The sequence below is a fragment of the Bacillus sp. AFS073361 genome (assembly GCF_002567005.1).
GTDB lineage: Bacteria > Bacillota > Bacilli > Bacillales > Cytobacillaceae > Neobacillus.
This window is the reverse complement of the sequence record NZ_NUZU01000028.1, coordinates 145,094-154,622: the sequence shown is the minus strand read 5'-3', so window position 1 is coordinate 154,622 and position 9,529 is coordinate 145,094. Positions and strand designations below refer to the sequence as shown.

The 9,529-nt window shown below is 40.3% G+C and carries 11 protein-coding genes and 1 pseudogene; all 12 read right to left on the bottom strand.

Translation table 11 applies throughout. From position 1 onward, the window contains the following. Window positions 1-173 (bottom strand): annotated as a pseudogene (locus tag COJ96_RS29225) (Crp/Fnr family transcriptional regulator); the annotation flags it as partial. A 240-nt stretch (window positions 174-413) separates the two neighbouring features. Then, on the bottom strand, window positions 414-647 hold the full coding sequence (locus COJ96_RS13545) for a hypothetical protein (protein WP_098574084.1): 234 nt from the start codon (window positions 645-647) through the stop codon (window positions 414-416). Window positions 648-744: 97 nt separating this feature from the next. After that, window positions 745-2,001, bottom strand: coding sequence for a C40 family peptidase (locus tag COJ96_RS13540; protein WP_098574082.1), 1,257 nt, complete (start codon window positions 1,999-2,001; stop codon window positions 745-747). A gap of 249 nt (window positions 2,002-2,250) precedes the next feature. Then, on the bottom strand, window positions 2,251-2,436 hold the full coding sequence (locus COJ96_RS28655) for a hypothetical protein (RefSeq protein WP_180230112.1): 186 nt from the start codon (window positions 2,434-2,436) through the stop codon (window positions 2,251-2,253). 15 nt (window positions 2,437-2,451) lie between these two features. Beyond that, window positions 2,452-3,597 carry an ABC transporter permease gene (locus COJ96_RS13535; RefSeq protein WP_098574080.1) on the bottom strand — a complete coding sequence of 382 codons (1,146 nt, stop codon included), beginning with the start codon at window positions 3,595-3,597 and terminating at the stop codon, window positions 2,452-2,454. Continuing rightward, window positions 3,597-4,709 carry an ABC transporter permease gene (locus COJ96_RS13530; protein WP_098574079.1) on the bottom strand — a complete coding sequence of 371 codons (1,113 nt, stop codon included), beginning with the start codon at window positions 4,707-4,709 and terminating at the stop codon, window positions 3,597-3,599. Before COJ96_RS13530 ends, COJ96_RS13535 begins: the two co-directional genes overlap by 1 nt. Window positions 4,710-4,721: 12 nt before the next feature. Beyond that, window positions 4,722-5,660, bottom strand: coding sequence for an ABC transporter ATP-binding protein (locus tag COJ96_RS13525; protein WP_098574077.1), 939 nt, complete (start codon window positions 5,658-5,660; stop codon window positions 4,722-4,724). A gap of 127 nt (window positions 5,661-5,787) precedes the next feature. After that, the gene (locus COJ96_RS13520) at window positions 5,788-6,894 is read right to left on the bottom strand and encodes a sensor histidine kinase (protein ID WP_098574075.1); all 1,107 of its coding nucleotides are present in this window, start codon (window positions 6,892-6,894) and stop codon (window positions 5,788-5,790) included. A 1-nt stretch (window position 6,895) separates the two neighbouring features. Further along, window positions 6,896-7,537, bottom strand: coding sequence for a response regulator (locus COJ96_RS13515; RefSeq protein ID WP_098574073.1), 642 nt, complete (start codon window positions 7,535-7,537; stop codon window positions 6,896-6,898). 240 nt (window positions 7,538-7,777) lie between these two features. Next, window positions 7,778-7,945, bottom strand: a complete 168-nt coding sequence (locus COJ96_RS13510) for an aspartyl-phosphate phosphatase Spo0E family protein (protein WP_098574071.1) — start codon at window positions 7,943-7,945, stop codon at window positions 7,778-7,780. 235 nt (window positions 7,946-8,180) lie between these two features. Continuing rightward, complete coding sequence (locus tag COJ96_RS13505; RefSeq protein WP_098574069.1) at window positions 8,181-8,660, bottom strand: hypothetical protein; 480 nt, start codon at window positions 8,658-8,660, stop codon at window positions 8,181-8,183. A gap of 18 nt (window positions 8,661-8,678) precedes the next feature. After that, window positions 8,679-9,443, bottom strand: a complete 765-nt coding sequence (locus COJ96_RS13500) for a hypothetical protein (protein WP_098574066.1) — start codon at window positions 9,441-9,443, stop codon at window positions 8,679-8,681. Window positions 9,444-9,529 lie beyond the last annotated feature (86 nt).

Genomic DNA, 9,529 nt, shown 5'->3' with positions numbered 1-9,529 from the left:
TCTGGACCTTTTACTGGGTTGGCGATGGCTCCTTTTAAGAATCCAGAAGCATCAAATCCTCCGCCAGTTAATTTTCCAAAACCCGCTGTAAACCAAGAATAACCAAGGTATAATCGTAAGACAGTTAAGATGGCTGCCGCAATTTTATTTTCCCTTAAAAATTTATTAAACATAAATGATTCCGCCTTTCAAAATTTATTTGTTCTTTATATTTACACTATATTCCTTTTTTCGGATAAACAATATGGGTGTAGTGACAAGTTCACACTTTGTTTGAAATGTTATGGCGAACTTTTGAACGGCCACAGTGCACTATAATGACAAGGTTATCTCTGAAATGACCGATTTTTTGGAACCTATTTTGCTTACCTTCGTCTTAGGGTGCCTGACACCAAAGAAATCCCAGCTGTCCATCAGCTGGGATCATGTATGTTTGAAAAAATTCCGCCGAGATATTCGGCATGTTCAAGATATTGGAACACAAAGTCGGCCAATGACATTGGGATATCTGTATCTTCTACCCAATAATCATAACTGGTTGCGATCGTCTTCTTAATTAGATCGTTATTAAGCCAATACGGGGCCAGTGGATGATCAAAACTGGCAAGGATTGCAGCAATTTCCTCGGTTGTGGTTATCTTAGACACCTTCTTAGAAAAATGTTCTTTTCACCTCTTCTAATCTATGTGATTATCTTCCCCAAAAACACAAAAAAGGCTTGGAGTTTTCCTCCAAGCCTTGTTCTTAACGCAATACTCGTGCTGCAGTTGTAAATTTAGACGGATTATACGCAGCAATCTTTACTACATCACCTGTTTGTGGTGCATGGATATACTTCCCACCGCCGATATAGATACCAACATGGTGGGCAGGATTACCCCTAAATATTAAATCACCTTTTTGTACATTATAAGGAGAAATGCTAGTTCCTACATCCTGCTGGTCACGAGAGACCCTCGGAAGGGAAATACCAATATGACGGAACACATATTGGGTGAACCCTGAACAGTCAAACCCATTTGGAGTTGTTCCTCCCCAAACGTATTTAACACCCAAAAATTGTTTAGCATAAGAGATTAACGCATCGGCATCTCCTGAATTAGTCACTGTTTCTTTCGGTGTATCAACGGATTTCGCTGGTTTTTTCACTGATATTTTCACCGGTTTTTCCACCGGAGATTCTTGTTTTGGTTGCGCTGGGCTTTCAGGCGCTTGTTGATTTGCACTTTCTTCCGCTGCTTGACGTGCTCTTTCCTCAGCTGCAACTCTCTCTTGTGCTTCACGTACTGCTCTTGCTTGTGCTTCTTGACGTGCTTTATCTTGTGCACTTTTCAGTGTTTTTTGATTAGCAAGTTGCGCTAGTTGTTGATTTAAGGTATTTTTTGATTCTGCCAATACGGTTTTAATTTCGGCCTTATCTGCTTCAATCTGCTTTTGTTCAGAAACTAAGTCACTTTGGCTCTTTTTTAATTGCGCCAATTCGTTTTCTAACTTTTGCTCCGCACCTAGTAAGTTTTCCTCTTTTTTAGCTAGCGTCTTCATGATATCTGTATTATTATCAAGAATTTGCATAATAGCTGTAGAACGAGTTAGTAACTGTGAAAAGCTTTCAGAAGAAAGAATGAACTCAGCATATGTGATCATCGGCTGCTGACCTTGCTCCTGCATTGTTTTCAATCTTGCAGTATAGTAGTTTTTGTTCGTCTCTAAATCCTTTTTGGCTTTTTCAATGTCTGCCTTCGTTTTTACGATTTGACCTTGTTGGACTTTAATATCATTGTTTAGTTGTTTGCTTTTCTCCATACCAATGACGATACGGTCGTCAAGTTGTTGAATCTTTGTTTCTATCTCTTCAATTTGATTTTGTGTTGCGGTTATTTGTCCTTCAGTCTCATTGATTTGTTCTTGAGTAACAGTTGGACTTGCAAAAGTCGGGGTTGCTTGAAAGATCGTCGATAATAGAGCTACCATTACCGAATATATTACTAGTTTCCGTTTCATTCCTATTCTCACCTTTTCCAAAAGTAAATTTTTCCGTTTTATATATTTATAGTTTAAGTTTCCAAGAGAATAATAACAATGGAACTAGGGAAAATGTAATGAATTTGTAATGTTATGTAGAATAATTATAGAAAAAGTCGAATAAAAACATCTGGTTTCGTGAAAGATTCTTAATTTCCGCCTACCAAAATTCCATATATTAAAAAACCAAAAAAAAAAACCGCCCAATTGAGCGGTCAAAGATGGTCGTTACTTGGCTGTGTTAAACTTGTCTGTTGATTTCCGTTCCAGGCACTTCGCTTTCCGCGGGCGTGCCGGGGAGCCTCCTCGTCGCTTTGCTCCTGCGGGGTCTCCCCTGCCCCGTACTCCCGCAGGAGTCTTCGTGCCTTCCACTCCAATCAACAGAGTGTCAAAATCAATAATAACCTTTAACACAGCCTTCTAAACGTTTTAGACAAAATTCTGTGTCGTATTATTTCTACTAAACCGATAAATCGCAATCAAGAAAAAGGCGGCGGCAAAGGCAAATAGGATAATGAAATTCATATACAGGCCGCTCATCGCATTTCCTTCCTGCAGCTTTGTTAACGTATCCAAGGTCCAGCGCTGCGGCAGGAAATCAGCAATTTTTTGCAGGGATTTCGGCATTACTTCCACCGGCCAGAAACAGCCGGAAAGCATGACAGTCGGTGTGATAATTAAATTTTGTAAAGCACCAGCGGCACTGCGGCTGTTAGAAAAAGAAACAATCACTAAAGAGATCCCGACTGATATTAATGAAAACAGTAACATCACACAGGCCGCGGACCAAAACGACATGTTCATGCCAATATGAAAGACGCCTTTCATGATGGTTAACGTAATAACCACCTGGATCGTCATTACAATCATGTTGACCACAATATTGGAGAAAATGTATTTCCGCGCATTAATCGGTGTCGATAATAATCGAAAATAGGTGCGGCTTTCTTTTTCCAACAGAATGATTTCCGCCATATTCCCGGCTGACATTAACATGATCATGATCAAGAAGCCAATTGTTTGGTTGGTCATATTCTTATTTTTCGAACCGTCTTCTAGAGAATGAGTCGTGAGCTTATAGTTCGTCTGCTGAAAATCGCTATACATCTGCTCAAACTTTTGTTGATTTCCTCCCGCCACATAACTGATCGTCGCGATATTATCGATATACTGATGCAAATACGATTTCACGTAAGCGGTAATGGCTGCCCCCTTGATGGAGGTCAATTCGATATGGTCAGGCTTCCCTGCTAAGACACTGTCTGCATACCCTTTTTCAAAGGTAATCACACTATCTAATTTCCCAGAAGAGATTTTATCCTGGACTTGCCCAGCAGCAATCATAGAAATCTCGACATTCTCCAATCCCTTTAAAAAGCCGATGGTATCTGCAGTGATCACGCTTTTGTCCTCTTGAACAATCCCTACATGCAGGATTGTTTTTTGATCACCGCCATAGACGAGCAGGGCAACGAGGATCCCAATTAACGGCATACACAGGTACATAATAATGTTTTTCTTTTTCCGAAACGTTACACGGAGTGTGTTCTGAATTAACCAGAGGATATCCTTCATTATATTCCCTCCCGTCGTTGCAATGAAACGATCGCTACAAGCAAGAATAGCATCGCCCCGGATAGATTGATGGTGAGCGCCGGAATGGCCGCCGCAAAATCATTCGCGTAAATAATCTTCGTCACCGCTGTATTCATCCAAGTCAGCGGTGAGAGATCAGTGATTAATTTAAAAATCCCCTCAGGATTCTCAATTTTAAAATAGGCTCCGCCAAAAAAGGACGATAATTGAACAAATAACATGATAATTACTTTTGGACCCGCACTCGTTTTTGACAAGAAACTAACGCCAATCCCCATGCTGACCGCAAACACCACTTCTGTTAGGAGAACCAGGAATACCAAGCCTAAATGATCGCCCCAATTTGCTTTGAAAATGAGTTTGCTAAAAAGGAGGACCAGAACGATACAAATGCTGTTACTGACAAGACTCCCGAGCACTTTTCCTATGAAAATTTCACTCTTTAAAACCGGTGAAGCGATTAGCCGGTCACCCGTCTTTCGTACACGTTCGCTCACAATTAACGAACTAGCAGACATCGCCCCGTACAGAATAATCATCGTCGTGATTACAATCGCATAATAATCCATGGAACCAGGCTGCTGATCGGGAAGCAGGGAGGTCTCCTTAATAAAGTCCGCCGGCTTCTCACGTGTAAAGGCACTCTCCAGCTTTTCCGGTGCCACCTTTATAATCTCCGATGTGATATTGTATTGATCGACAAACGAAGCGAGCATGCCTTGAAGGATAGTCCCTTCAATACTGGTTCCATTATTAACATAGAGCTGAATTCCTTGATCCGTTACTTCGACATAGCCATCATAGGTACCCTGCTTAACTTCTTTTTCGCCATCCGTAGAACCAGCTGCTTTTGTAAAATGAAGCCCCGATTTTTCGACTTCATTAATAAAATGAGGAAAAAACTCACCGTTCGTTGTATCTTTATATAAAACATCGATATCATCGACAATGAGACTGGTCGTAAATGTATTCGACAATGCCGTTCCGAGGACCAACATTAATAAAATCGGAAAAAGTAACATGAAAAACAACGTTCGGGTATCCCGGAAGTCTGTTTTAATTCCCTTCCAGGCGATATTGAGTATATTCAAAGTGAATCCCCCTTATTGGTCACGCAAATTTCTGCCCGTTAATGTTAAAAATACCGTCTCCAAGTTTGGAGCTTTTTCTTGTAAGGAGCGGATTTCCATGTGGCTGCTCATAAAGTGTTCAATGATTTTGTTTAGGTTATTGACCCCGGTATCGGAGTTAATTTTAATCATGTGTTCATCCACGGAAACAGCTTCGACACCATGAATGCTTTTAATCGCCGCTAGGTCCACTTTTTCCGTCGATTTGACCTCAATCCAAACGTCCTTCGTATTGGTAATAATCGATTTCAGCTGCTCCTTCGTTCCTTCGGCAATGATTTTTCCATGATCAATAATCGCAATCCGCGAGCAAATCTCTTCGACTTCTTCCATATAGTGGCTCGTGTAAATGATCGTACAGCCCATTTCGTTTAACTTACGGACCGACGTAAGAATATAGTTCCTGGATTGGGGGTCAATCCCGACCGTTGGTTCATCCATAATAATCAGCTTCGGACGGTGGGCAATCGCACAGGCGATATTGAGGCGCCGTTTCATCCCGCCCGAAAAACTCTTCGGATAGCTTTTATGCTTATCCTGGAGACCAACGAATTCAAGGGCTTCCTCGACTCGATCATTGAGTTCAGCACCACGCAGGCCGTAAAGTCCCGCAAAGAATTTCACATTTTCATAAGCGGTCATATCCTCATAAATAGCCAGATCCTGTGGAACCATGCCAATATTCATTTTGGCCAGGCGGCTGTATTTGGCACTATTTTTACCTAGTATGTTAATCGTCCCTTCATTGCTGCGGAGCAGGCCCGCAATCATATTAATCGTCGTACTTTTCCCAGCTCCATTGGCGCCAAGAAAACCAAAGATTTCACCTTCGGCCACAGATAAACTCATATTATCAACTGCAATAAAGTCAGCGAATTTTTTCGTTAAATTCTTAATTTCTAAAACATTCATCCTCTCACCCCTAATTCGTTTGTCTGCTTCCAGTATATAGAAAAAGAATGAACGCGCATAAGTGCAATCGTTCATTCTTTTCATATGAGAATATTCATATTTTCAGCGTGAGATGTTCATGTGATTCTCATGTGCCCAACGGAAGAAGAGTGGTGACGGAAAAACCATTCGTGCTATCGACGATGATCTTTCCATTGACGGCAGCCGTCCGCTCTTCCATCCCAATAATGCCTAAACCTTTTTTGATCATCTCCGTTCCCGCTCCATTATCCTTCACTTCGACTCGAATCATTTTATTTAGGATCTTTAGATTGACCGATACTTGCGTGGCATAAGAATATTTCATCGCATTTGTCAGTGCCTCCGTGACATTTTCATGGATGATTTTCCAATGAATCGGTGCGATGATATCGAGATTGCCTTCATGGGTAAGGACCGTTTTGATTGTCTGTTTGGCATTGAAATCATCTACCAGCAACTTCAAGCGGTGAATCCCCACCTGTTCTGTCGGCGGTTTCATATTTTTTAAGGTCAGGCGGATGTTTTCAATCCCCTCTTTGGAAATATTGATGGCATTTTGGAGGAGCTCGGTGGCTTTATGTTGATCTGTTTCCACCAGCCGTTTTGCCGCTTCCATTTGAAAAAGAGCACCCGTCATCGAGTGGCCAATTTTATCATGGATTTCTTGTGAAATTCGATTGCGCTCCTCTAATTTAAAGGTGTATTCTGACTGGCGGATGTATTCGCTATTTTCATGAATATGTTTGGTTAGTTTCTGGAGCTGCTTTCGCATCTCATCCTTTTGCGCTTCATTTTTCACTAGTTTCTCTCCATAAATGGACGTGATTGAAAAAATCATAAATGAAAGACAAGCGGCTAAGCCATAAATAGGCTGCAGCCACGCTTTCATATAGAGGACGGGAAGCAATGATAACAATAAAACCGCAAGTTTCTTATCGATAAAACTGGCCGCCAGCTCGATAATCGTAAGTGGCAACAGCAAATAAAACAAAGGATTTACGATTAGATAAGCCACTGTCAAAATACCAATGGACAGGACATGCAGAACCTTTTTAACGGTATGACTTTTAAAAAGATAGAGTGTGATATTGGCGCAAAAATAAACCAAAAACGCAAGAACCACCCAGGAGATATGGATGACATTGACCTGCGCACATTGAATCGCGATATATACAAGCAAAATCATCTTCGTAATAATTATCCAAATTTCCATCTTAATCGATTTTCCCGGTGAGGTAGTAAATCGCGATTTGAGTGCGGTGCTCTAGACCCGTCTTTCCTAAAATCGACGTGATGTAATTCGCGACTGTCCCTTCTGAGATAAATAATTCCTTAGAGATGGCTTTATTGGAATATCCCTTCGCAATTAATGAGAGGATATCACGTTCCCGCTCGGTAAACTGGGTGAGGTCAATCTTTGTTTCAGCTCCATTATTGACCGGAGACAAATTGGATTTTATTTTTTCAAAAATGGCATCCTGAAGAATGCTGTTTCCGTGGAACACACTCTTCAATGCATCCCGGATTTGTTCGGGATCATTATTTTTTAACAAATAGCCTTTTGCCCCATTTTTAATGGCTTCAAGAATATATTCATCATCATCAAAGGTCGTTAAAATAATCGGCTTAGTGCTTGTTTGCTCGGCAATCAGCTTCGTTGCTTCCACTCCGTTCATATTGGGCATGCGAACATCAAGCAAGGCAAGATCGACTTCATGGGCGAGACAGTAATCGACTGCCTCTTTTCCATCACTCACGGTGTCGAGCACGGTAAATTCTTCGTATGTAGATAAAATAATTTTCAGGCCTTCCCGAATAAATGAGTTATCATCTGCGATGATGACCTTTATTTTCATACGTTAACAACCCCCTCCCCCATTTACATCATTTACCTATTATAGCAAGAAATAAGATCAGGATAGAATAGGAATAACATTAAATTCTTGCAGCCTTATCCTATGTAGGACCCGCATTAGTAGATCTAAGTAAAAAAAGCGTACAAGACCCCTACAGAGAGGACTTGTACGCTTTTTTTACTGGGATATGGTTATGATTCTAGTTGCTTTCATAGTATTAGCTAAACCCAAAATAATTACTCAAGCAGAAATCTTCGTAAATAACCCCATTTGTAAGTTAATTAACTTATCAAGTCTTTCGCTTAGCTTTACAGTTTCCACTGAATTTAAACCTTCCGATAGCCCCACTCCTATCATTTTATTTCTCAAATTTTCGATTTGTACAAAAAGATCATCGTTATTCATCATCACTAAACTCCTTAATATATGAACTATGTACTTAAAAGTTTATCAATTGAAAGCGCCTACAAGTAACTAGTTTTCGTCATCAAATATCGACATTATTAACTATCATCACGTTGTTTATGACACCTACTCCTAAATTGTTCCTCGGAATATGCCGAAAACTTGGTAACTTTGTGCAAAAAAGTTCACATTCTTGACAAATAATCGAGAATAAGTAAAAAATCTGTGTTTTTGCTCCTTAACTTTGGGTAAGTATAGGGCTAATCCCATTATGTATTCTTGTTATTCCAAGAGCCGTATGATCCCATAAAATCTTTTCAATGGTTTCCCATTGATGCTCTTCACATCGAATTATTAAAACAATTTCCGCTGTGATGCCTTTTCCTCCTCGCTGCTTATTTTTGACAAGGAGTATTTTAATGAAAAAGCCCAAAAGTAACCCGCTGACCGCACCAATAATTCCCCAAATAATCGGCCCCCATTTTAGAATATATCCGTAAATCGCACCGAGCAGCATAAAACAAGTTCCCAGCATCGCAGCACCGTCAAACAAACTTAAACCATCCGCCCGGTGGATCGTATCAAATAACTGCCTTGGCTCCGAACGTTTATCAAGCGGGGCAGCGAGAATCTTTTCTTTAGGTATCCCCTTTTGTTCGATCGCAGAGATAGCTAACTCAATAAATAAGGAATTCTCGAAAGTGGCTATGACATACACCTGATTAACACTCACTTTCTATAGAGGAAAAATAAAGTCTTTACTTTGATATCTTTGCCGTAGAAATTTTGACATTTCTTTTTCACACAATTTGTTGTGCTCAATGGCAGACGCATAAGAATCATAAATAATGAAAAAGTAAATCGAAGGAAAATACAAAGCCCATTGCATATCTAATATTTCTTTGGCATGCGCAAAATTTCCAGTCATCGAGGCATGGATGGCATGTGGAATATGCCCCAAATACGTGATTGCCACGGCATAAACAAAAATAAAGAACCCCGTAATAACATGATGGAGATATAGATGACCAAGACCAGGAAATAAAGTGGACCAGATCAACGCATTGATAGGTTTTCGTTTATCTAAAAAGTTCGTGTCCCATGTTCCCATTTTTATGTTTAAGATAGGCGCGTCCTCGCGGTCGGCCAAGACATACTGCTTATTGAGATCAATGGTTGTCCGATAGCTATCCCAAATACCAAACATGTAAATCGCCAGATACAGAATTAACCACCGATTATCCAGAACATCTTTTGCCTTTTCAAATTCACCTATTAACGTATATAAAATGCCAAGGTTCACTTTCGCTTGTTCGTTTATGAAAGTCTCCCAAAGAATAAGAATATAGCCAGCCATGTAGCGATGCAGCATGATATGACCAAACCCGGGATATGAGAAAGAAAAGAATGCGGCAATCCAAGGATTCTTTAAATGTAATTGTCCCGTTGTAAATTGGGAAAGATATGATCGCTGCCTTCGAAACGGAGGTATTTGATTCACTTGTTGTCCTTTCCCCCTTCAAAAAACATATGTCTCAGCTAGTGTTTACAAATAATGTCATAAATATCCATACCCAGCTGGAATTA